General features: G+C 55.2%; 22 protein-coding genes and 2 pseudogenes. 11 read left to right on the top strand and 13 right to left on the bottom strand.

Annotated features, from left to right (window positions below; all coding sequences use genetic code 11):
- The 8 genes and pseudogenes from UB23_RS20455 to UB23_RS30865 form a co-directional block, all read right to left on the bottom strand.
- Positions 1–684 carry a C39 family peptidase gene (locus UB23_RS20455; protein WP_045061126.1) on the bottom strand — a complete coding sequence of 228 codons (684 nt, stop codon included), beginning with the start codon at positions 682–684 and terminating at the stop codon, positions 1–3.
- Between the two features lie 62 nt (positions 685–746).
- A complete protein-coding gene (locus UB23_RS20460) occupies positions 747–2117 on the bottom strand; it encodes a hypothetical protein (RefSeq protein ID WP_045061127.1) in 1371 nt (456 codons plus the stop codon).
- 51 nt (positions 2118–2168) lie between these two features.
- Entirely contained in the window at positions 2169–2741 is a 573-nt protein-coding gene (locus tag UB23_RS20465) for a hypothetical protein (RefSeq protein ID WP_045061128.1), read from the bottom strand.
- A 1-nt stretch (position 2742) separates the two neighbouring features.
- Positions 2743–3180, bottom strand: coding sequence for a hypothetical protein (locus UB23_RS20470; protein ID WP_045061129.1), 438 nt, complete (start codon positions 3178–3180; stop codon positions 2743–2745).
- Positions 3181–3472: 292 nt separating this feature from the next.
- Complete coding sequence (locus tag UB23_RS20475; protein ID WP_045061130.1) at positions 3473–4015, bottom strand: AAA family ATPase; 543 nt, start codon at positions 4013–4015, stop codon at positions 3473–3475.
- Positions 4012–4575, bottom strand: coding sequence for a nicotinamide riboside transporter PnuC (gene pnuC / locus UB23_RS20480; protein WP_045061131.1), 564 nt, complete (start codon positions 4573–4575; stop codon positions 4012–4014). Before pnuC ends, UB23_RS20475 begins: the two co-directional genes overlap by 4 nt.
- 210 nt (positions 4576–4785) lie before the next feature.
- Positions 4786–5631: a methyl-accepting chemotaxis protein gene (locus UB23_RS30860; RefSeq protein ID WP_442963636.1), complete on the bottom strand. Its 846-nt coding sequence runs from the start codon at positions 5629–5631 to the stop codon at positions 4786–4788.
- A gap of 12 nt (positions 5632–5643) precedes the next feature.
- Positions 5644–6453: pseudogene (locus tag UB23_RS30865) on the bottom strand (cache domain-containing protein); the annotation flags it as partial.
- A 256-nt stretch (positions 6454–6709) separates the two neighbouring features.
- Between UB23_RS30865 and UB23_RS20490 the strand changes: the two are divergent.
- Together UB23_RS20490 and UB23_RS20495 are read left to right on the top strand one after the other, a co-directional pair.
- Positions 6710–7540: an undecaprenyl-diphosphate phosphatase gene (locus tag UB23_RS20490; protein WP_045061133.1), complete on the top strand. Its 831-nt coding sequence runs from the start codon at positions 6710–6712 to the stop codon at positions 7538–7540.
- Positions 7537–7944, top strand: a complete 408-nt coding sequence (locus UB23_RS20495) for a DUF1294 domain-containing protein (protein WP_045061134.1) — start codon at positions 7537–7539, stop codon at positions 7942–7944. The genes UB23_RS20490 and UB23_RS20495 overlap by 4 nt, the downstream gene beginning before the upstream one ends.
- Here the strand turns inward: UB23_RS20495 and UB23_RS20500 are convergent.
- Together UB23_RS20500 and UB23_RS29550 are read right to left on the bottom strand one after the other, a co-directional pair.
- A complete protein-coding gene (locus UB23_RS20500) occupies positions 7941–8300 on the bottom strand; it encodes an MmcQ/YjbR family DNA-binding protein (protein ID WP_045061135.1) in 360 nt (119 codons plus the stop codon). The two genes, UB23_RS20495 and UB23_RS20500, sit on opposite strands and share 4 nt — an antisense overlap.
- Positions 8297–8410, bottom strand: a pseudogene (locus tag UB23_RS29550) (LysR family transcriptional regulator); the annotation flags it as partial. The gene UB23_RS20500 and the pseudogene UB23_RS29550, both read right to left, overlap by 4 nt.
- Before the next feature lie 219 nt (positions 8411–8629).
- Here UB23_RS29550 and UB23_RS20510 point away from each other — a divergent pair.
- Positions 8630–9580 carry a LysR substrate-binding domain-containing protein gene (locus tag UB23_RS20510; protein WP_045061172.1) on the top strand — a complete coding sequence of 317 codons (951 nt, stop codon included), beginning with the start codon at positions 8630–8632 and terminating at the stop codon, positions 9578–9580.
- Here UB23_RS20510 and UB23_RS20515 read toward each other — a convergent pair.
- Entirely contained in the window at positions 9570–10484 is a 915-nt protein-coding gene (locus UB23_RS20515) for an AraC family transcriptional regulator (protein ID WP_045061137.1), read from the bottom strand. The two genes, UB23_RS20510 and UB23_RS20515, sit on opposite strands and share 11 nt — an antisense overlap.
- A 108-nt stretch (positions 10485–10592) precedes the next feature.
- Here UB23_RS20515 and UB23_RS20520 point away from each other — a divergent pair, with 108 nt between their 5' ends.
- Both UB23_RS20520 and rclC read left to right on the top strand, forming a co-directional pair.
- Positions 10593–10934 (top strand): carboxymuconolactone decarboxylase family protein, encoded by a 342-nt coding sequence (locus tag UB23_RS20520; RefSeq protein WP_045061138.1) that lies wholly within the window; start codon positions 10593–10595, stop codon positions 10932–10934.
- 176 nt (positions 10935–11110) lie between these two features.
- Positions 11111–11716 (top strand): reactive chlorine resistance membrane protein RclC, encoded by a 606-nt coding sequence (gene rclC / locus UB23_RS20525; protein WP_045061139.1) that lies wholly within the window; start codon positions 11111–11113, stop codon positions 11714–11716.
- Positions 11717–11929: 213 nt separating this feature from the next.
- On the opposite strand, the gene UB23_RS20530 is transcribed toward rclC, so the two are convergent.
- Positions 11930–12706: an alpha/beta fold hydrolase gene (locus tag UB23_RS20530; protein ID WP_045061140.1), complete on the bottom strand. Its 777-nt coding sequence runs from the start codon at positions 12704–12706 to the stop codon at positions 11930–11932.
- Positions 12707–13487: 781 nt separating this feature from the next.
- Here UB23_RS20530 and gorA point away from each other — a divergent pair.
- Positions 13488–14849: a glutathione-disulfide reductase gene (gene gorA, locus UB23_RS20540; RefSeq protein WP_045061142.1), complete on the top strand. Its 1362-nt coding sequence runs from the start codon at positions 13488–13490 to the stop codon at positions 14847–14849.
- A gap of 158 nt (positions 14850–15007) precedes the next feature.
- Here gorA and UB23_RS20545 read toward each other — a convergent pair whose 3' ends face one another.
- Positions 15008–15940 carry an alpha/beta fold hydrolase gene (locus tag UB23_RS20545; protein ID WP_082069224.1) on the bottom strand — a complete coding sequence of 311 codons (933 nt, stop codon included), beginning with the start codon at positions 15938–15940 and terminating at the stop codon, positions 15008–15010.
- A gap of 327 nt (positions 15941–16267) precedes the next feature.
- Here UB23_RS20545 and cynR point away from each other — a divergent pair, with 327 nt between their 5' ends.
- The 5 genes from cynR (at position 16268) to UB23_RS20570 (ending at position 20943) form a co-directional block, all read left to right on the top strand.
- Positions 16268–17158 carry a transcriptional regulator CynR gene (cynR, locus tag UB23_RS20550; protein WP_045061143.1) on the top strand — a complete coding sequence of 297 codons (891 nt, stop codon included), beginning with the start codon at positions 16268–16270 and terminating at the stop codon, positions 17156–17158.
- Between the two features lie 130 nt (positions 17159–17288).
- The gene (locus tag UB23_RS20555) at positions 17289–17918 is read left to right on the top strand and encodes a glutathione S-transferase family protein (protein ID WP_045061144.1); all 630 of its coding nucleotides are present in this window, start codon (positions 17289–17291) and stop codon (positions 17916–17918) included.
- Positions 17919–18117: 199 nt separating this feature from the next.
- The gene (locus UB23_RS20560; protein ID WP_045061145.1) at positions 18118–19038 is read left to right on the top strand and encodes a LysR family transcriptional regulator; all 921 of its coding nucleotides are present in this window, start codon (positions 18118–18120) and stop codon (positions 19036–19038) included.
- The gene (locus UB23_RS28770) at positions 19038–19949 is read left to right on the top strand and encodes a LysR family transcriptional regulator (RefSeq protein ID WP_082069225.1); all 912 of its coding nucleotides are present in this window, start codon (positions 19038–19040) and stop codon (positions 19947–19949) included. The genes UB23_RS20560 and UB23_RS28770 overlap by 1 nt, the downstream gene beginning before the upstream one ends.
- A gap of 370 nt (positions 19950–20319) precedes the next feature.
- Entirely contained in the window at positions 20320–20943 is a 624-nt protein-coding gene (locus UB23_RS20570; RefSeq protein ID WP_045061147.1) for a DJ-1/PfpI family protein, read from the top strand.
- Positions 20944–21095: the final 152 nt, after the last annotated feature.

Raw genomic sequence — 21095 nt, forward strand, 5'->3', positions numbered from 1 at the left:
TTAGAAGAAGTCGCTTTTTATGAACCCGAAATCCATCAGGTCTGCGTCTCGCACCGGGCTGAATGCATTGATACGGTTTTTGGCAGTGAGTGGTACGGGAGGGTCGAGCAAGGCGTTGTTTTTGTCGTAGCCCTGACCGATAACGGCAAAGATGATGCCGTTCCAGCCTTTGACAAAGTCTTCGACCTTGAATCGTTTATGACCCAGTACCGGATCTCCGATGTATACCCAGCCGTCGTGAACTCTTTGCATGACTACAAAGTGTTTGTAGCCACGAATGTCCAGCAGAACCACTACCGGGATTTTCACTTCGCTTAACGTCTCCGGTGCTACACGGTAGCCACGGGCGCGCATGCCGATACTTTCTACGTAACGCTTCATGTCCAGCATGGAAAAGCCCTGGACCCGGACCAGATCCTGGTCGGATTGGGCGAGCATGCCTTCGATGATCTGCTCTTCGTTCACGTCCAGCCAGTAGGCCTGGCGCAAGACGGTCGCCAGCGCAGCTGCGCCGCAACTGAAGTCGGTTTTCTGTTGTACCAGGTCGGCAAACTTGCGCTCGCGAATGCTCTGGATCGGCTTGTACACCACCGCTCCGCCGGGCAGGATCACGGACAGCGGCATTTGTGCCGCCTCGGTCATACCGGCCATGCCAAGCAAAAATGCCAAGGCGATGATGCGCATGGTTGGACGCCTTCTGGGTGCGCTGAAAAAGGCCCCCGTAAGGGGGCCTCCACAGACAACGATTAGAACGACTGGTTGGAAATCGCCAGCGAGTTGCTTTGTTGGTTGCCCACACCCGCAGCCACGTTGACGCCCAGGTTGCCGCTGCCACCGTTGACCGAACCACTGAGGGTTGCGGTGTTGGTTACAGGGTTGGCCCAGCCAGTTGGAGTCAGCACTTGATAGGAGTAGGTAGTACTCAAGTCAAATGCACTGCTTTCAGCATAGCCTTTGGATTTGTCATACGCAGATTCGGACGATTTGCTGCCCGATTTTTCGTATGCAGAGGCCTGGGCTTTTTCGTAGGCCTTGTCATACGATTTTTCGAACGAAGAGTCGTGCGATTTGGTGTACGACTTGTCTACGCTGACGTCCAGCGATGCATCGAGCGAAGCGTTAAGCGATGAACTGTTAGACTCGCTGCCACTTTGCTCATGACGACCATAGTCACGGGTATATTCCCTGGCCGTTTCAGCAGCGGCGTCCAGAGTGGCGCTTAGTGTGGCAGTCAGAGAAGCATTCGAAGAACCGCTCGAATCGCTGCTGTGAGAGCCACTGGCATTCCAGCTGCTTGAGCCGCTGGCTGCAGAAGCCTGGGCGCCGGCCAGTTCAAAGCTCGAAGAAGCGCTCTGACTGCCACTGGCAACCGACGCATAGCCTTGAGAAGCACTGCCGCTGGCCGAATTGGTGACGGTGATGGTATCCAGGCGATAAGTCCGATCAGCGTTGTTATTCACTGTCAGGCCAGGACCATTTTGATTGGCCGAAGCAGTCGCGGTTGCGTTGCCCAGTGGAGCGTTGGCATTAGCAATGGCCATGGTGTTTTTCTGCTGGTTAAGGTCGCCACCGGCAATGTTGATACCCATGTTGCCGCTGCCGCCATTACCCGAGCCGGTCATCACGGCCGAAGAGGTGCTGCCGAAGTTGTTGACCGTGTTGTTGTTGCTGAACTGGTTGACGGTGGAGGTTGCGGAAGCAGTGCCGAACACGAAGCTGTTATCGAGACTGGAGTCCGATGCAGCGTTGGCGATAGCGGCCGCGTTGTCTTGCTGGTTGCCATTACCTGCAGCCACGTTGACGCCGACGTTGCCGCTGGTGCCGGTTGCGGAGCTGGTCATTTCAGCTTCGTTGACGGTCCCTTCATTGCGGATGCTGTTGCCGGTGCTGCGTTGGTTGTCGATGGCATTGGCAGTAGCAAAGACAGGGATCATGGTTGGAGGAGGAGTTCTTGGGCCTCCGTTGCCGTTACCATTGTTGCCATTATGGCCATTGTTATGACCATTGTTATGGCCATTGTCGTGGCCGTTGTTATCGTATTGCCCAGCTTGTACAGCAACAGCCATGACCGCAGCAATTGCGAAAACCAGAGGCTTTATTGCCATCGAAGGTTTCATGGTGATTCTCCGTACTTATTTTAGGTTAAGTGTTGTTATTACCTGTTTGGGTCAATCCGCGACCCGTATGCTCAGGGTGTTTCCCATTCGATTTCCCACCCCGGCACTCTGATTCAACTGAATTACCCCGCGGCTACCGGTGAAGGCCTGGTCACTGGTAGTGACCTGGCGATAGCCTGGTGCAGAGTCAGTTGGATCGGAGTTGTTGAGCAGCGCCACGTTCTGTTGCATGAGGACGCTGTCGTCGATACTTTGCGGCTGGTCACTGACGCTGATGCGCAGTGCGTTCGCCTGTTGGTTGCTGGCACCGGAGCTCTGGTTGACACCCACTGCGCCGTTACCGCGACTGAATGAGTTACCCTGGATGCTGGAACTGGCATCCATTGCCGGGTCGCCACTGCTACCCAGCCGTTGGCGAATTTGCGTGGTCGCAGTGGCTCCATGGCCAATGGCGATGGCCCGGGCGTTGACCTGTTGCTGTTGATCACCGGCCGCCTGGTTGACCGTGAGGTTGCCCTGGTACTGCATGCCCGAATTATCGATCTCAGCGTTGTTGGTCACTGGAGATTGGGCAAAGGTCGATGCACTGCAAAACATGGCGATGACCAGCAGTGTGCGATTCATCCTAACGGCCTCCCGTTATGATGTTCAGAGTGCCCAGGCCTTTGGTCATACTCGAATTGACCATGTTGGCAATGCCACCGCCCGAATTGCCCGAACGCCCGGCGGGCTGGTTCGACAGTTGGGTCTGGTTGGACGTGTTGGCACCCAGGTTGTTGGTGTTCTGGGTCACCATGCGCGAGATGCTTGCACCACTGGCAACGTTGGCGAAATCGCCGTCGCTCAACTCATTCGTCTGTTTGAGAATTTGTTGCGAGGGATTGGCGTTGACTGTGGTGGGATTCGGATCGGGGATCAGCGGAGGAACGACCGCGTTGCGTGTTTGCACATCACGTTTGATCGTAATGATGCCATTGTCGGCATGTGCAGGCAGGGAGGCGCTGATTGCGAGTGCGCATCCGATCACCAACAGGCCATAGATGCGTTTATCAAATTTCCCCACGGCGGCAATTCCTTCTGTTAGTGAACGCTGGCCCTTATAAGCGTTGCGAGGGAGAGAGCAGAAGGCGTGCCGCTTTTAGATTTTCTATAAAAAACAGCTAGTTGGATGAAAATTCAGAACTGAATAGTCGAAGGGTGTAACGTCACTGAGACAAAATTGGGGGATATTCCCCGCCATTCAGGCAGCAGTGCTCGCTACCGGCGGTATTGGCAGGGGGTTTCAGTGACTTAACAGTTTTGCCTGCAGAACGCTGAGCCGCTTTAGCTCATGGGTTTACGCAGCACAATGTGTTTCAGGAATGGACACTTTCAGCAGAGAAGAGCAAGCGGGCCACGGCCTCGAACGCTGCATCCCTGCGCTGCTGCCAGTCACCTTGCAGGACCTGGAAAGGCTGGTGGTGCAGCTCCAGCCACTGATGGGTGGCCTGGAAGAATGCCTGGCGTTGCGCCAGTTGCGGTTGGCAACGCTGCCCGTCATCGTGCCAGGCCACGACTTCGGGGCTGAGCAGCACATGCAGGTCATAGTGGCGTGCCAGCAAGGCCTGCTCGATCCAGGCCGGACACGCGCCGAACAATGTGTTGCTCCACAGGATGTTGCTCAAGAGGTGGGTGTCGAGAATCAACAGTGACGGTTGCTTCGCTCGAGCCTCGTCCTCCCAGGCCAGTTGGCCGCGGGCTATGGTCTCGATGTCTTGGTAGCAGGTGTCGCGGGCTTCACTGTCGATAAAATGCCGAACGTACTCGCCGACCAGCAGCCCACCAAAATGCGCCTGGATCTCGTGGGAAAGCCAGCTTTTGCCGCTGGATTCCGGACCTGTGAGCACCAGCACCTTCATGTTCGCAAGGCCAGGTCGGTGCGCCATTCACGCCAGCCCTGGATCGCGATCAGGGTAAACAGCGCGTAAAGTCCGGCCGTCAGGTACATGCCTTTATAGACGAACAGCCCGACGAAAATCACGTCCAGCAAGATCCACAGCGGCCAGCATTGCACGCGTTTCTGTGCCATCCACACCTGGGCCACCAGGCTGAAACCGGTGAGCGCGGCATCCAGCCAGGGTTGCGCGGCGTCGGTCCAGTGCGCCATGGCCGCGCCGAGAGCGAGGCTGCCAATGGCGCCCAGGGACAGACTCAAGGCAATCGGCGCCACCGCCAGCTGGCTGACCTGCCGCCCCAGCCGTTCATCACCTCCACGCGTCCATTGCCACCAGCCGTACAATTGCAACGCCGCGTAGATCACCTGAAGCAGCATGTCCGAGTAGAGCTTCACCTCGAAAAATACCCAGCTATAAAGCAATACCATGACCAGGCCAATCGGCCAGCACCAGGGATTCTGTTTGACCGTCAACCAGACGGCGATCACACCGAGGGCGGCGGCAAACAGTTCTAACCCGGACATGGAGGTTCCTTGAGAGTGGGGAGGGGAGCGGATTGTACCGGATGGGTGCGGATGTAAAAACTTCGGCTCGACACTGACGTAGAAGATTGTCGAGCCAGCAAGACTCCTGTAGGAGCGAGCTTGCTCGAGATGGTCCTGAGAGCACCGCGTTTCTCAGCAAGCACGCGTTAACGTTAACATCCATCGCAAGCAAGCTCGCTCGTGCAGGAGTTAGACGCGAAACTGCTTGAGCAACCCGTTCAACTGCTCACTCAGCCCCTTCAACCGCACACTGGCCACGCTCGATTGCTCGGCCGCCAGCGCCGTACTGTGGGACAGGCCTGCCGCCTGGGTCACGTTCTGGTTAATGTCTTCCACCACATGCGCCTGCTGCAGGGTGGCGCTGGCAATGGAGGCGTTGAGGCCGGTGAGGTTGCGCAAAGCCTGGCCTATGGCACTCAAGCTCGCGCCGGCCAGCCCTGCCTGTTCGATGGTCAGTTGCGAAGCGCGGCTGCTGTCGCCGATGACCTTGACCGCCGCTTCCGAATGATTCTGCAAGCGCTCGATCATCGACTGGATCTCGGCCGTGGATTTCTGCGTGCGCTGAGCCAGCAGCCTGACTTCATCGGCCACTACCGCAAAACCCCGGCCCTGTTCGCCGGCCCTGGCGGCTTCAATGGCGGCATTGAGGGCCAGCAGATTGGTCTGCTCGGCAATCGAACGGATCACTTCGAGCACCGTGCCGATCTGCGTACTCTCGGCGGCCAGTGTGCGGATCACTTGCACCGCCTGTTCGATGGTGCCGGACAATTTGCCGATCTGCTGCAAACTGCCATCGATATTGACTTGGCCCTGCTGCGCCTGCGACTCGGCATCGCGCATTTCACTGGCGGCATGCTCGGCATTCCTGGCCACGTCCTGCACCCCGTACGTGACCTCGTTGATCGCTGTCGCCACCAGTTCCATTTGTTGGGACTGCTGCTGGCTGCGTTGTTGAGCTTGGGCTGCGTCATTGCCCAAGGCGCTGGACGATTCACCGAGGTCGCTGGCCGAGACCTGCAATTGGCCGATCACCATGCGCAATTTGGCTGTGAACGCGTTGAAATGTTGGGCCAGTTGCGTCACTTCATCGCGGCCATGGGTATCGAGGCTGCGTGTCAGGTCGCTCTCGCCGCTGGCGATATTGGCCATGGCGTTCACTGTTTCCTGCAGGGGACGCACAATGCTGCGGGCAATGAGGATCACGAGCAAGGCCATGATCGCTGCAATCACCAGGCCCACCAATGAGGCTTTCCACACCTGGCCGTAGAACTCGTCTTGCATGTCATCTATGTAGACGCCCGAGCCGATTACCCAGCCCCACGGCTCGAACAGCTTGACGTAGGAGGTTTTCTCGACCGGCGCGCTGGCACCAGGCTTTGGCCAGCGATAGTTGACCATGCCGGCGCCCTTGCTCTTGGCCACCGCGACCATCTCGTTGAACAGGGCAAAGCCGTCCGGATCGCGGATCGCCGACAGGTTCTGGCCATCGAGTTTCGGATTGGCCGGGTGCATGACCATGACCGGTACCAGGTCGTTGATCCAGAAGTAATCGTCCTGGTCGTACCGCAGGCCACGAACCGCGGTCAGCGCCTGCTTCTGCGCCGCTTCGCGGGTCAGCACGCCGGTAGTCTCCAGGCCATGGTAATAGTTGAGGACACCGCTGGCGGTCTGCACCACGTGCCGGGTCTTCTGCGCCTTGGCGTGGTACAGGTCTGTGTGGATCTGCTTGAGCATCAATCCGCCCAGCGTCATCAGCATCATGACGGCCACAATCAGGATGAGCCACAGGCGGCGACTGATCGACATGGTGCGCAAGCTGTTCATAAGGCGGTTACTCCGGTTTCTTGTTCTTGTCATATAGGATCGCCAGCATTTCACCCCGGATGGCAGGCACGGGTTTGCAGTCAAGCCCAATACTTGGCAGCGTGAAACGGACTTGTCTGATAGGATTTCGGCCCCGCGCGCGAAAACCTGAATCCGGCATGAGCTTTCCACGCCAAGCCGTGGTTTAACCAGAGGTTCCAGCACGCGGCGCTACAGCCAGACTGACCGCAGTAAATGCATTGAAAATATTAACGGGGCATGCCGGCGCGCATCGCTTCTTGGGGGATTGATGGATCTTTGGACCGCCTTTCAGGCATTGATACTAGGCGTTGTAGAAGGGCTGACGGAGTTTCTGCCCATTTCCAGTACTGGACACCAGATTATCGTCGCGGACCTGCTCCACTTCGGTGGTGAGCGGGCCATGGCGTTCAATATCATCATCCAGCTCGGAGCGATCCTGGCGGTGGTGTGGGAATTTCGCCGCAAGATTCTCGACGTGGTCATCGGCTTGCCGACCCAGCCCAGCGCTCGACGCTTTACCGTCAACCTGTTGATCGCGTTCATGCCGGCGGTGGTATTGGGGGTGATTTTCGCCGACCTGATCCATCATTACCTGTTCAACGCAGTCACCGTGGCGTCCGCCTTGGTCATCGGCGGCATCATCATGTTGTGGGCCGAGCGCCGCGAGCATGAAGTGCATGCCGAGACCGTGGACGAAATCACCTGGAAAGATGCCTTGAAAGTCGGCTTTGCCCAGTGCCTGGCGATGATTCCTGGCACTTCGCGCTCGGGCTCGACCATCATCGGTGGCCTGCTGTTCGGCCTGTCACGCAAGACGGCTACCGAATTTTCGTTCTTCCTGGCCATGCCGACCATGGTCGGTGCCGCAGTGTATTCGGGCTATAAATACCGTGATCTGTTCGTCCCGGCGGATTTCCCGGTGTTTGCCGTCGGCTTCGTCACGGCGTTTATCTTCGCGATGATTGCGGTACGCGGGTTGCTCAAGTTCATCGCCAACCACAGCTATGCCGTGTTTGCCTGGTATCGCATCGCCTTCGGCCTGCTGATCCTGGCGACCTGGCAGTTCGGCTGGGTCGACTGGACCGCGGCCAAGCCATGATCGACCGCAGCGCGCGCCCCGCAAGGATTCAGAATCCACGACTCAAGTCGCTGGTGTTCGCCTTGGTGTGTGCGCTGCCGTTGGCCGGCTCGATGTTGATGTGGTTGCAGGGGATATCGTTGATTCCCCTGTCGGCCTACGGCATCGTCAGCGTGCTGGCGTTCTTCCTTTATTGGAGCGACAAGCGCAAGGCCCGTACCGAGCGCTGGCGTACCCCGGAGAATGTCCTGCACGCCGTGGAACTGGCCGGTGGCTGGCCTGGCGCTTTGGTGGCGCAGCAAGTGTTCCGGCACAAGACCCGCAAGGTTTCCTATCAGGCCCTGTTTTGGGCCATCGTGCTGTTGCACCAGGTGTTCTGGATCGACCAACTGTTCCTCGGCGCCCATCTGTTCGCCCTGTTCTAGAGCAGCAGTCCCACCTGGGTCCGTTTGGGCAGCTTGCTCGCCACCAACTGGTGGGAACGCTGCAATAAACCCTGCAGCTCTTCCGCGCCCAGAGGGTAGGGCACCTCCAGGATGATCCATTGGGCCCGAGCCAGATAAGGCGCCGGATGGATGCCAGGGCGGTCGCAGTGCCCCAGGAACAGGTCTTTGTCGACCTTGAACGCCAGGGAGTTACCGCGAAGTCCCTGCAGCGCAAACATCTTGTTTCCCGCGATCGAAAAAACCCGCACACCACCCCATTTGTAGTCTTCCCTGGCACCCGGCAATGCCAGGCAAAACTGCGCCACAGCGGCTTCGCTCATTCGTGCAGTGCTCATAACAGGCGCTCCCCGCGGGCGGTGAATGACTCAACCAGATGATCGATCCAGGTGCGTACCGCCTGCAGCCAGCCCCCAAGTAATGACCAGTCAGGCAGCAACTGCACCAGCGGCAAAACTATAAATGCCGTAACTGATTGATCCAAATTAGAAATTTCGATTTTCATGCTGGCAATCGTCAAAAGCGTACGCTCCTTTTGACAAAGCGGCTATCACGCTAAGAAGGGCAAGAGGTCAGGGCTGGAAAGCCGCAAGATACTCAGCAATGGGAACTCCCACCATCACCTGCGATAATGCGTTCTGAACCCAGCCACCGGGCGAATCACTCCGTGTACGACTTCAATGATTTGTATTTCTTCGTCCAGGTTGTCGACCACAACGGATTCACCAGCGCGAGTAAAAAACTCGACATCCCCAAATCGAAGCTAAGCCGGCGTATCGCATCTCTGGAGGAGCGGCTTGGTGTACGCCTGATCCAGCGGTCAACCAGAAAGTTTACGGTCACAGAGATCGGCCAAGACTACTACCGTCATTGTGTAGCGATGCTCGTAGAGGCTGACGCGGCGGAGCAAGTGGTCGAGCATTCACGCTCCGAACCTCAAGGAATCGTGCGTATCAGTTGTCCACCTGCGTTAGGCGCCATGGGTGTGAGCGACATTATTGCGGAATTCATGGTGCTGCACCCCAAAGTCCAGGTGCACATAGACAGCACAAATCGCAGGGTTGATGTGCTGGGTGAGGGGTATGACATCGCGCTGAGAGTGCGTTTCCCGCCATTGGAAGACGACAACCTTGTGATGCGAGTACTAGGCGATAGCCACCAAAAGCTGGTTGCGCGGCCTTCCTTGATAGAAGGGTTGAAGCTCGAAACCCCAAATGACTTGGCGAGCTTGCCTAGCATGGATCTAGGACCACCAAACCGTGAGCACAGGTGGACCTTTTTAGGCACGAAAGAATATCGAATCGAGGTGGTTCACGCGCCCAGATTTGTCACCTCGGATCTTGATGCGTTACACCGCGCTGCAATACAAGGGGTAGGGGTCGTACAACTACCCGAAATCATGGTGCGGCACGCCATACATGATGGGCTATTGGTGGAGGTACTACCTGAGTTTGTGCTGCGTAGCGGGCTCATCCATGCGGTCTTCCCGTCCCGAAGAGGGCTGCTACCTTCAGTCCGCGGTCTGATTGATAAGTTAGCTATGGATTTTGGCGCTAACGCCGAGGCGGACAGGGTCGCTTGTGAGAGAGCTGGAAAAGAGCATCCGGCTACGCGGTAGTCATTCCGCGCCTCACTCTCCCAGGTGCTTCACCGTATATTTCCTTGAATTTTTTGCTGAAAGCCGCTTGGGATTGATACCCGACTTGGGCGGCAATGTCGCTCAGCCCCAAATGGGAATGGCTTAGCAGGTTGAACGCTAACTCCATGCGGACTTGGGTCAATAATACCCAAGGCGAAACTCCAGCCACCCGTACGAAGGCTCGCATAAACGTTGCGCGAGACATGCTGGCGGTTTCAGCGAGACCGTCAACGGTCCACTCTTGCGCAGGATCAGCCAGCATGGACTGCCAAGCGCGGCCCAGCCGTTTATCAGACAGCAATGCCAAGGTGCCGGTGTGCTGACCGTGGCTCGCAATGTGGGCACGCAGGATCAATGTGAACAGCGCTTGGGACAAAGCATCGAGCAAGTAATGTGCGCCCACCTGATCGCTATCTGCTTCACCTCGCAACATTTCGACAAGCGCCGGCAGGGGGGCACTTTTAGGGAGGGCAGCACTTGGAATCACAAGGTGTTCGGGGAGCGCCGCGAATAACATCGACGTTCGATTGTAGTGAAAGCCTCCGCAAAGCATGTCTAGATCAGCACTAACATCTCCAATCCGATAGAGCGGCAGGGGCGCATTGGAAATCAGCCTTGGTGTGCTGGACTCAGCCGTTTTTCCAATGCTACGCATGACGTGCGGTGCACCACGAGGCAGAAGCAAAATATCCCCTGCTCGCATGGGCAGGCGTTGCCCGTCCGGAAACTCAACCCGACACTCTCCCTCCAACACAATGTGATAGGGCGCTTTGCCTAATATTTCTTGCTCGTGATCCCGTGCCCAATCGCCCTGAAACTGACACCGCAAATCCAGGCTGCCTCGGACGTTAGCCAGGCTGATGAGCTTATCGATAGAATTCATTTGAGAGCTTCGCATAAAAAATTGAGCGGATCGGACAAACTGACATCTCTCAGGGGGGGAAAACTAAGCCTGTCGAAACACTACACCAACTTCCTCAGGAGTCATGCGATGTTCAACAACTGGTCCGAAATGCTACCTACCATCCAGAAGGCCTTCGGCGGGCTTGGAAAGAGCAACCCTAAAATGGTGAAGGCTTACCTCGCTCTTGGAGAGGCCTGCGCGGAGAACGATGTGCTGGATGCCAAAACCCGGGAGTTGATTTCGATCGCGGTAGCTGTCACCACCCGCTGTGATGGTTGCATCGCTGCCCACGCGGACGCGGCGATCAAAGCAGGAGCAAGTCGTGAAGAAGTGGCGGCGGCATTAGCGACCGCAATCTCGCTCAACGCCGGCGCTGCTTACATCTATTCGTTGCGTACGCTGGAGGCGTATGACTCGCTGAAGAAATAGATCATTCCTACGCACGCGTGTGGCCTCGGTACTGCAAGGTATCGAGGCTTTTTTACACCTGCAAGATCCTCATCAGCATCTTGAGACGATCAATCAATAAATTGAGCAAGGCGCACAAAATCGGCGTTCGGATTCACCTCAGACTATCTCCACATTCAAACATTTGGAGAAGTCTCATGTTCACATCTTTTACTGCCTGGCTCCGATTTATCAGCAAAGTCGACACCTTCGCAACGTCTCTCATGCGATTGGCTATCGCCATCGTTTTTCTATGGATCGGAGCGCTGAAATTCGTTCCATATGAAGCCGACAGCATCACACCTTTTGTTGCCAATAGCCCTGTCATGTATTTCTTCTATGAACACCCCGAAGGATACAAAGCGCACCTCACTCACGAAGGTGAGTTGAACGCGGACAAGCGCGCCTGGCAAACCGAAAACAACACCTACGGTTTTTCGACCGGACTCGGGATCGTCGAAATCCTGATTGGCCTGCTCGTGCTGTCAAATTCAGTCTCGAGACGTACCGGCCTGTTGGGCGGGGCCCTGGCCTTCGGTACACCGCTGGTGACGCTTAGCTTTTTGATTACCACACCCGAAGCCTGGGTGGGTGCTCTCGGTGATGCGCAACACGGCTTCCCTTATCTGTCGGGCGCCGGGCGCCTGGTGCTTAAAGATTTACTGATGCTGGCCGGCTCCCTACCCGTGATGGCTGAATCCGCACGTCAATTGCTCCGCGAACGCTGCGCGTTATCACTTCAACCGACACTTGGAAAACCGTGATGAGAATCCTGATTGCTTTACTCCTGACTGTCGTTGCCGGCTCCGCGTTCGCTACCGAGGGCTCCGAGACTGCACGTACAGGCGTTCCACTGGACGTTGCTAGAACTCTCAGCATCACTCACACCTCCTTCGCTTGCGGTAAGTGAGCATCCGTTACACGACCGGATGCTCGTTCAACGATGAAGCGGCTTATCATAAAGCCGCGACTTGTTGTCATTTGGCGTTGGCTGCTTTTTCAATCAGGTTGGCAACGACTTTCGGGTTGGACACCATCACAACGTGCGACGCGCCTTTGACCGCGACGGTCTGTTTGGAGTGTGCCCGCTCAGCCATAAAGGCCTGTGCTTGTGCCGGGATGTTCTTATCAGCGTCGCCGTAGACAAACCAGGAAGGAATGGTTTTCCAGGCCGGTTCGGTCGATGCTTCATTCAGCGCCGCCACTGTTACGGGACGTTGAGTCGCAGCCATCAATTTGGCGTCCGCATTGGAAACGTCAGCAGCGAACTGGTGGTGGAATTTGTCTTGCTGGATATACAGATCCTTGCCGCCGTCAGCCAAGGCTACTGGAGGAGCGAGAGTAGGGCCCAGCGTGCCACCCGGGAAACGTCCGGATAACTCTGCGGTGGATTCACCCGCTTCAGGTGCAATGGCTGCAACGAACACCAGCGCTTTGACATTGGTGTTGCCGTAAGCGGCTTCGGAGATGACCGGACCACCATACGAATGACCTACCAGCACAATGGGCGTTTTGACGCTAGCGAGCACGTCGGCCACTGCTTGGGCGTCTCCTTTGAGGGAGCGCAGCGGGTTCGAGGCTGCGATCACTGGATAGCCATCTTTTTCCAGAATTTTGACGACGCCATTCCAACTGCTGGAATCAGCGAAAGCCCCGTGAACCAACACGACAGTCGGTTTGACCGGCGCAGCCATTGCTGCGGTGGCTGTCATCATCGCAGCTGCGAGGGCCAGACCTGAGAATAACTTGTTCATCTAGTGTTCCTGTGTGTGAAGAAGGTTGACGCAGTTCCACCAATTTGTGCCGGGTACAGAACTAGCCCTCCCTCTTGGGTGAGCACGTAGTCAGTCTGTGCAACGATTCAGAATCTTCTTTGCATCATGAAGACAAATAATCGTCATCAGGTTGATGCCTCTGTGGCCGGTTGCAAATCAATGCACTGCGTGGCCCATGGTCTGCCCTGAACAACACCGGGAGAACGACCAAAAAAGACAATCTTCTGTTCCGTTTTCTGAAATGGCCGCGACCGTACCCACGTCGACACTCATGCGTAAGCGATCTCATGCTGCGTATCGCCCTGGGTCTTTTGGGCGGAAAGGTTGGATGCGTGTTCACAAGGCTCTATCAACATTGTTTCATCCTGCACAATTAAGCCATGACATCTCTGCCCATTCTCTAAGGCGCCTTTGTTGGAGAAACTGATCCCATAAGCGATCAACCGCTGGAGTTGTCGCAGCGTTCTCCATAACTGGGAGATTCCAATGTTTGGCACTACTCAATCCTGCCCTGGTGGCTCCTGTCCGGATACTTCAATCGTGCTTCATCGTGAGCAGGAAGCGGGCTTTTTGCTTCCCCAGTTCATGGGAGCCTTGGCAAGTGAGACCAGCGGATTAGGCATGGCTGATATGTGCCAATCGCAATCAGGCCAAGGTTTGTTTCCGAGGCTTTGCGCCTCACTGATGCATTCGCTCCGGTCCTTATTCCTCAAATGAAACTGGACAGCCAGGTGCTGTGCATTCCCTACAGAGAACTGAAATGAGCTACGACTTCGATCTATTTGTCATTGGTGCCGGCTCGGGTGGAGTGCGTGCTGCACGGTTTGCAGCAGGATTTGGTGCAAAAGTAGCGGTTGCCGAAAGTCGATACTTAGGCGGCACGTGTGTGAATGTCGGCTGCGTTCCAAAAAAGTTGTTGGTTTACGGTGCCCATTTTGCTGATGACTTCGAACAGGCCGAAAGCTTCGGCTGGACAGCGGGCAAGGCGAATTTCGACTGGCCATTGCTTATTGCGAACAAGAACCGTGAGATCGATCGTCTCAATGGCATCTACCGTGAGCTTTTGATTAACAGCGGCGTCACGTTGCTCGAAGGCCACGCGCGATTAGCCGATGCGAACCACGTCGATATAAACGGCCAGCGTTTCAGCGCTGAGCGGATTTTGATTGCGACTGGCGGGTGGCCGCAGATTCCGGAGATTCCGGGACATGAATATGCGATCACTTCGAATGAAGCGTTCTTCCTGAAAGAGCTGCCCAAGCGAATCCTGGTGGTCGGAGGAGGTTACATTGCCGTGGAATTCGCTGGCATTTTCAACGGGCTGGGAGCTGATACCCGGCTGCTATATCGAGGCGATCTGTTTTTGCGAGGATTCGATCAATCAGTGCGTATTCATTTGGCAGAGGAACTGACCAAGCGCGGTCTGCGGTTAGATTTCAACACTGACATTGTCCAAATTGATAAGCAGGCCAATGGAAGCTTGCTCGCGACGCTAAAGGATGGAACGCAACTGGAAACTGACAGCATCTTCTACGCCACTGGTCGCAGGCCAATGCTCGATAACCTGGGGCTGGAAAATACCCGCGTGGAATTTAACGAGGCTGGCTACATTGACGTGAATGAGCACTTCGAAACTCGCGAGCCGTCCATTTTGGCTCTGGGTGACGTTATTGGCGGTGTCCAATTGACACCCGTTGCGACAGCAGAGGGCATGGCGGTTGCCCGTCGATTGTTCAAACCTGAGCAGTATCGCCCGGTCGACTATCGCCATATTCCAACTGCGGTGTTCAGCCAGCCAAATATTGGTACGGTAGGCCTCACCGAGGAGCAAGCGATTGAGCAAGGCCACAAAGTGGTGGTGTTCGAGAGCCGGTTCCGACCCATGAAATTGACGCTCACCGAGTCGCCAGAACAGACGCTGATGAAGCTGGTAGTGGACGCAGAATCTGATCGAGTATTGGGATGCCACATGGTCGGTCCGGACGCGGGGGATATCATTCAAGGCTTGGCGATTGCTCTTAAGGCGGGTGCCACCAAACGACTTTTTGATGACACGATTGGCGTTCATCCGACCTCCGCAGAAGAGTTCGTTACCCTCCGTACGGCGGTGAGTAGCAGGTGACGGGGGATGGCGATTCCCTTTTTGCCCTTAGCGCCATCCTCTCAGGAGATGGCGTATTTGCCGTCCGCCGTCGTATGACACTGATCGATTTAAAGGTTAAGCGATAGGAGTGAGCAGGAACATAAAGCGCACCCTGATCTGATCAGGATGCGCCTATTTCATTTTTGCTTGATCAGGAATTTTCGAGTGAGATTCGCGACATCTTCCAGCCGGGTGTCCATAACAAAATGTCCGCCGTCGAGGATCGCAATCTCAGCATTGGGCAAATCCCGGTGAAAAGCTTCAGCTCCTGCAACGGTAAAGGCCAAATCATGCTTGCCCCAGACAACCAATGTAGGCAGCTGATGTTCACGCAGCCATTTCTGCCACGCCGGGTATGCATCCAGGTTAGTGCGATAGTCGTAAATCAGCTCCATTTGAATCGCACCTTCACCGGGGCGGTTGAGGAATGCCACTTCGTCTTGCCATAAATCGGGGTTGTACGCTGTGACGTCTGGATCGCTGCCGACATGCCGCTGTCGTGTTACGTCCAGGGATAAATGAGCAGCCTGAAACTTGGCCTCATAGGCATTGCGATCAGCCCAGTAGGCTTTGCGGCTGTCCCACATCTTGCCCAAACCTTCTGCATAGACATTGCCATTTTGGAACACCATCGAGGTTATGGCTTCCGGTCTCGCCATCGCTAATCGCATACCGACGGGAGCGCCGTAGTCTTGCATAAACAGGCTGTATCGTTTGAGCCCGACTGAATCTGTAAAGTGCTCCATCACCTTCGCGAGGTGATCAAATGTGTAGACGAACTTGTCTGGTGGGGGCGCATCGCTGTTACCGAAGCCTGGGTAGTCCGGAGCAATGAGGTGGAAACGGTTGCCCAATTGCTTCATGAGGTCGTCGTACATACGAGACGAGCTGGGCACTCCATGAAGGAGTAACACGGAGGGGGCGCTGGGGTCGCCAATTTCTCGATAGGCAATATTTACGCCATCGACTGTCACTTGGCGATACTGCATTTTTGGCGTTTCCCCTTGGGCGTGTCCGAAGCCCAAAAGCAAAGTCAGAACTGGAAAGCAGAGGTATTTAAGTAAGGGCATCACCGGTACTCCAGTGGGTGCAGAGCTAATCTGCGGAGAAATCTGGTCAGCGCGTTGATGTTGTTTTGCGCTGTATCCAATACTTGATAAACCGCTGAGTCTGAGGAATGACTAAACGAGACAATGCGGTATTTCACCTGATGAAAGAATCATGAGGGCGGATGTTGCCGACACAGGGCTGGCCATCTTCGCGGTGGCGGTGATCACGAAAGTCCCATTGCATTTTGGGAGGCTCGGTTGAGAATAATAGGCTGATACCTGCTAGGCCAATTGCCGCGCAACGGTCAGATATACACTGCCTTACGAACCCAATCTTTCGGTGATCCAATGCTTCTAAGACATTTGCGGTATCTGTTGGCAGTAGCTGACCACGGTGGCTTTACCCGGGCCGCAGAAGTCCTTCATGTGTCTCAGCCGACACTGTCGCAGCAGATCCGGCAGCTGGAAGAAACGCTTGGCGTCAGCCTTTTTGACCGTACATCCCGGACTGTCAAACCCACAGATGCTGGACTAGCCTACATCGAATGCGCCCGGCGCGTACTGGTGGAGCTGGCGGCGGGTAAACGGGCGTTGCACGATGTGAAAGACCTGTCCCGTGGCACGTTAAGGCTCGCCATGGCCCCAACGTTCATGGCGTACGTTTTGGGTCCTTTAGTGCGTGATTACATCTCCCAATTCCCGAACATTCGCTTAGAGATCTTCGAGCTGTCGATGGGCGATATCGAAACGGGGTTGGTCGATGATTCGCTGGATATAGCTGTGGCATTTGACCAAGTGAGAAACGCCGATATCGAATCAATCCCGGCCTTTGTCGAGACACTTGGTCTGATGGTTGGGCGCGCTCACCCACTCTATGACTGCCAGGATGCACTCACGACGGACCAGTTAGCTCAACTGGATTTTGCTTTGCTGACCCCTGACTTCGCTACGCGCATTTGTATCGATGAGTACTTCGCCAAGACGAAAATCACGCCCAAGGTGACGATTCAGGTCAACTCCGTGAACACGTTGCTTGAAGTCATCCGAAACACCGCGGTCGCCACCATTCTTCCTGAACCCATTGCCACGCAGGATCGTGCTTTGCACAAGCTGGCCTTGCTCGACAAGGCGCCTCAACGTGGCGTGTCGATTCTGAGGCGAAAAAATAACTACCACAGTGCAGCATCGGTCGCGTTCATGAATTTGATGCTTGGATCCGCGGCAGTGGGCCGAGAATAGAGTGCTGACCATTACGCCCAGTGAAATGCTGGATTGTAAATAATGGTAATTCCTCTGTTTGGTAGCGAAGAGCAAGATGACTCCATCGACACGATCACCGGGTCGAACCCAAAAACAACCGGAGTACGTCATGTCCCAACAACCCATCAAACTTTATCGTCACCCACTGTCTGGTCACGCGCATCGTGTCGAATTGATGCTCTCACTGCTCGGCCAGCCAACAGAGTTGATATTTGTGGATCTGATGAAGGGCGCGCACAAACTGCCGGAATTCCTGGCGCTCAACAGCTTCGGCCAAGTACCGGTGATCGATGATAACGGCACCGTTTTAGCTGACTCGAACGCCATTCTGGTCTATCTCGCAACTAAATACGGCAACGGTGAGTGGCTGCCGAGTGATCCCGTAGCGCAAGCAAAAGTACAACGCTGGTTGTCAGTTGCCGCCGGGCAGATCAACTCAGGCCCCGCTACCGCCCGACTGATCACTGTGTTCGGTGCCGGCTACAATGCGCAGGATGCGATCAGCAAGTCTCACACCCTGCTGACGGTGATGGAGCAAGAGCTGGGTAAAAGTAAATTCCTGGCTGGCGACAAACCGACCGTTGCAGATGTAGCAGCCTACACCTACGTCTCCCACGCCCCAGAAGGTAATGTTGCACTGACTGACTATCCTAACGTTCGTGCTTGGTTGAGCAGTATTGAGGCATTGCCAAATTTCGTAGGTATGCAGCGTACTGCCAAGGGCTTGCAGCAAGCTTGATACTACTGTCGGAGCTACCCGGGGAAAAATTCCGGGTAGGCTTCGCTAACTCAACTACGATCTCTTCGAATTTTTGCCTGTTGCACCATTCATCTGGATAGGGTTTGCACCAGTCGCTCCAGGCGACACTTTTTTGCATCTATGTCTGCTCGCTCTCGCGATCAGATCTTGCTGTCCCTACATCACGGCAGAGTCGCCTATGGATCGCTTTCAGGAAATGCAGATATTCATGACGGTGGCCGAAGAAGAAGGTTTTGCGGCCGCCGCCCGTCGTTTGAATATTTCCCCTCCCAGCGTTACCCGTGCCATTGCCGCTATGGAGGAACGCATCGGCACTCAGTTGCTCTCACGCACAACTCGAAGCTTGCACTTGACTGAGGCAGGGCAACGGTACCTGGATGATTGCCGGCGAATACTCGGTGAGGTCAATGAAGCCGAGGAAGCTGCTGCTGGCAGCTACTCGATTCCATGTGGGCACCTGACGGTGACAGCTCCCGTGCTTTTCGGAGAGTTGTACATTGCGCCTTTGCTGGCTGAGTACCTGGATCAATTTCCTTCTGTACATCTACACGCGTTACTGGTCGACCGCGTGACAAGCATGGTCGATGAAGGTATCGATGTGGCGATCCGTATTGGCCATTTGCACGAGAATAATCAGCACGCTATCAAAGTTGGCGAGGTGCGCCAGGTAATTTGTGGCGCCCCCAAGTATTTCGAGGAATTCGGCAGGCCCCGCCATCCTGGAGAATTAGGTTCCGCCAAAATCGTTATGTCTTCCGCGAGCCATTTGTTGAGCGATTGGCAATTTGAGAATGAAGGAAATGCACTGAGCTTTCGTTTCGATCCGCAGCTAGTCGTTACCGCAAATCAAGCTGCCATCAATATTGCTTGTCTGGGCTGGGGTGTGACACGCGTGTTGTCCTACCAGGTGGCTAGTCAGGTAGCCGCCGGTGAACTGGAAGTGGTACTCCAGGATTTTGAACCGCCCGCTTTGCCCATCCAGGTCGTTTACCTCAAGAGTAACCGCGTACCAGCGAAGATACGTACGTTCGTGGATTTCCTCACGGAACGCCTGGGATGTGATGCGGCGCTTCGACCTCCCAGGAAAAGTACGCTCTGATGGACCGTTTTCATGAAATGCTCATGTTTGAAGCGCTCTCAGAGCGGCCAAGCCTGGCGGCAGCTGCGCGCCGTCTGAACGTTTCTGGCCCGACAGTCGTTCGCGCGATTGCTCGGTTGGAGACGCGTCTCGGGGTGCCGTTATTGCAACGCAGCACTCGTGGAGTGTCGTTGACTGAGTCGGGTGTTGTATTTATGGCTGACTGCTCCCGCATCCTCAAAGAAATCGAAGACGCAGAAGCATCAGCTAAAGGCCTTCATGTTCAGGCTCAGGGTAATCTGACTGTATTGCTTCCACTCCTTTTCAGCCGCTATGTAATGACGCCTTTGCTTGCGAATTACATGGGGTTTTATCCCGAAGTCACAATATTCGCCCATTATCATGATCGTTTTCCGAACATGAACGAGGAGGGGCTTGACGTTGCGGTGCTGGTCGGAAATTTGCCCAGTTCCTCGTTGATAGCAAGGCCGGTTGGCTACGTTCGTACGATCGTATGCGCCAGCCCCACCTATCTCGAAGCCCATGGTGTGCCCGCCGAGCCGGAGGATCTCAAAAGTCACCGGCTGATTGGCATTCAAGCTTATCGGGAGAAGATCAACTGGGATTTTTCCAGACATGGTGTTCCATCCACCATCAAGGCCCGATCACGCGTCAGCTGCACCACCGTTCAAGCTGCCATCGATGCAGCGGCTTATGGCGCGGGGCTTACGCGCTGCCTCAGTTATCCTGCCTACGATTATTTAAATGGCGGTCGGCTACGCAGGGTGTTGCAACCTTTCGAACTGCCAGCGCTTCCAGTTCATGTCGTTTACCGGGAAGGGCGTAGAGCTTCAATGAGAGTGCGCAGTTTTGTCGACCACATTGTCGAAGGCCTGCGCGAACATCCGGCAATGTTGCCCGACGCTCATTGAGCGTTCGGCGATCCCGGACTGACGTCGCTGACTAGTTTCATTTGGCGTTCGCTGCCTTTTCGATCAGGCTGGGCCGCTAAGGCCAGACCTGCAAATATCTTTTTCATCTGTGTTCCTGTGCATGACGGGAGATGGATTGTGGAGCGACAGGAATAGTTAAACCGCTAGCTGTATCCCCTATGTGTCCCCGTATCCAGTGCTACGCATGGAAATGTATCTAGCGCCGCCTTTGCTACAAACCGACACAAAGCTCCCCCAGCATTTCAGCAGGCGAAACATTGGATTGTGTTTTGTGTTTGTTCTCACCAAAGCGATTAAGGCGGACCATGCGTTCAGGCACTTTATAAAACACCTGACTGCGGAGACACCTATGAAACGAGTACTCATGCTGTTAGCCAATGGTGTCGAACCCATGGAAATGGCGGCTTTCACCGACGTGCTCGGCTGGGCCGATTTGCTCGGTGATTGTCCTATTGAGTTAGTCAATGCAGGCCTTCGCAGAAAAATCATCACCACATTTAGTCTCACGCTTAATCCAGGTTTTCTGCTTCGTGATTTGGACGTGAGTAGCTTTGATGCGCTGGCTTTACCGGGTGGTTTCGAACCGGCAGGATTCTATGAAGAAGCTCTGAGTGAGCCTTTTCTTGAAACCATTCGCCACTTTGTTGATGCCGGCAAACCCGTCGCCAGCGTTTGTGTGTCGTCGGTGTGCTTGGGTGTTGCGGGCGTGTTGCGTGGCAAGAACGCGACGACCTATCACCAGGAAGGCGGAAAGCGCAAAAACCAGTTAGTGGAAACCGGTGCTTTATTCGTAGACCGACCAGTCGTTGTCCACGACAACATTATCACTTCCAGCGGTCCAGGCACGGCCACAGAAGTCGCCTTTTTGCTGTTGGAAAAACTGACCAGTTCTGAAAACGCGACTTACATCCGCCAAAAAATGCGCTTCGCTACACCTGATCGTGACTGGTATGACAAGCCGCAAGTGGCCTAGCTCCCGCTCAATACTCTATATCAACTTCTCAAGGTATTTGTATGACTGATACGGCTCTCATCGTCGTTGATATTCAGAACGACTATTTCCGGGAAAAAGCTCTACAAGTTGTCGTAAGGACCGTCGTTGGCACTGAAGTAAATGACGTAAGG

Origin of the sequence: Pseudomonas sp. ES3-33 (assembly GCF_000952175.1) — a bacterium.
GTDB classification, from domain to species: Bacteria; Pseudomonadota; Gammaproteobacteria; order Pseudomonadales; family Pseudomonadaceae; genus Aquipseudomonas; species Aquipseudomonas gregormendelii.

What these genes read in the sequence shown, in the direction of transcription:
- UB23_RS20455 (WP_045061126.1), bottom strand. Translation starts at nt 684, where the DNA reads ATGCGCATCATCGCCTTGGCATTTTTGCTTGGCATGGCCGGTATGACC.
- UB23_RS20460 (WP_045061127.1), bottom strand. Translation starts at nt 2,117, where the DNA reads ATGAAACCTTCGATGGCAATAAAGCCTCTGGTTTTCGCAATTGCTGCG.
- UB23_RS20465 (WP_045061128.1), bottom strand. Translation starts at nt 2,741, where the DNA reads ATGAATCGCACACTGCTGGTCATCGCCATGTTTTGCAGTGCATCGACC.
- UB23_RS20475 (WP_045061130.1), bottom strand. Translation starts at nt 4,015, where the DNA reads ATGAAGGTGCTGGTGCTCACAGGTCCGGAATCCAGCGGCAAAAGCTGG.
- pnuC (WP_045061131.1), bottom strand. Translation starts at nt 4,575, where the DNA reads ATGTCCGGGTTAGAACTGTTTGCCGCCGCCCTCGGTGTGATCGCCGTC.
- UB23_RS30860 (WP_442963636.1), bottom strand. Translation starts at nt 5,631, where the DNA reads ATGGTGATCGGCCAATTGCAGGTCTCGGCCAGCGACCTCGGTGAATCG.
- UB23_RS20490 (WP_045061133.1), top strand. Translation starts at nt 6,710, where the DNA reads ATGGATCTTTGGACCGCCTTTCAGGCATTGATACTAGGCGTTGTAGAA.
- UB23_RS20495 (WP_045061134.1), top strand. Translation starts at nt 7,537, where the DNA reads ATGATCGACCGCAGCGCGCGCCCCGCAAGGATTCAGAATCCACGACTC.
- UB23_RS20500 (WP_045061135.1), bottom strand. Translation starts at nt 8,300, where the DNA reads ATGAGCACTGCACGAATGAGCGAAGCCGCTGTGGCGCAGTTTTGCCTG.
- UB23_RS20515 (WP_045061137.1), bottom strand. Translation starts at nt 10,484, where the DNA reads ATGAATTCTATCGATAAGCTCATCAGCCTGGCTAACGTCCGAGGCAGC.
- UB23_RS20520 (WP_045061138.1), top strand. Translation starts at nt 10,593, where the DNA reads ATGTTCAACAACTGGTCCGAAATGCTACCTACCATCCAGAAGGCCTTC.
- rclC (WP_045061139.1), top strand. Translation starts at nt 11,111, where the DNA reads ATGTTCACATCTTTTACTGCCTGGCTCCGATTTATCAGCAAAGTCGAC.
- UB23_RS20530 (WP_045061140.1), bottom strand. Translation starts at nt 12,706, where the DNA reads ATGAACAAGTTATTCTCAGGTCTGGCCCTCGCAGCTGCGATGATGACA.
- gorA (WP_045061142.1), top strand. Translation starts at nt 13,488, where the DNA reads ATGAGCTACGACTTCGATCTATTTGTCATTGGTGCCGGCTCGGGTGGA.
- UB23_RS20545 (WP_082069224.1), bottom strand. Translation starts at nt 15,940, where the DNA reads ATGCCCTTACTTAAATACCTCTGCTTTCCAGTTCTGACTTTGCTTTTG.
- cynR (WP_045061143.1), top strand. Translation starts at nt 16,268, where the DNA reads ATGCTTCTAAGACATTTGCGGTATCTGTTGGCAGTAGCTGACCACGGT.
- UB23_RS20555 (WP_045061144.1), top strand. Translation starts at nt 17,289, where the DNA reads ATGTCCCAACAACCCATCAAACTTTATCGTCACCCACTGTCTGGTCAC.
- UB23_RS20560 (WP_045061145.1), top strand. Translation starts at nt 18,118, where the DNA reads ATGGATCGCTTTCAGGAAATGCAGATATTCATGACGGTGGCCGAAGAA.
- UB23_RS28770 (WP_082069225.1), top strand. Translation starts at nt 19,038, where the DNA reads ATGGACCGTTTTCATGAAATGCTCATGTTTGAAGCGCTCTCAGAGCGG.
- UB23_RS20570 (WP_045061147.1), top strand. Translation starts at nt 20,320, where the DNA reads ATGAAACGAGTACTCATGCTGTTAGCCAATGGTGTCGAACCCATGGAA.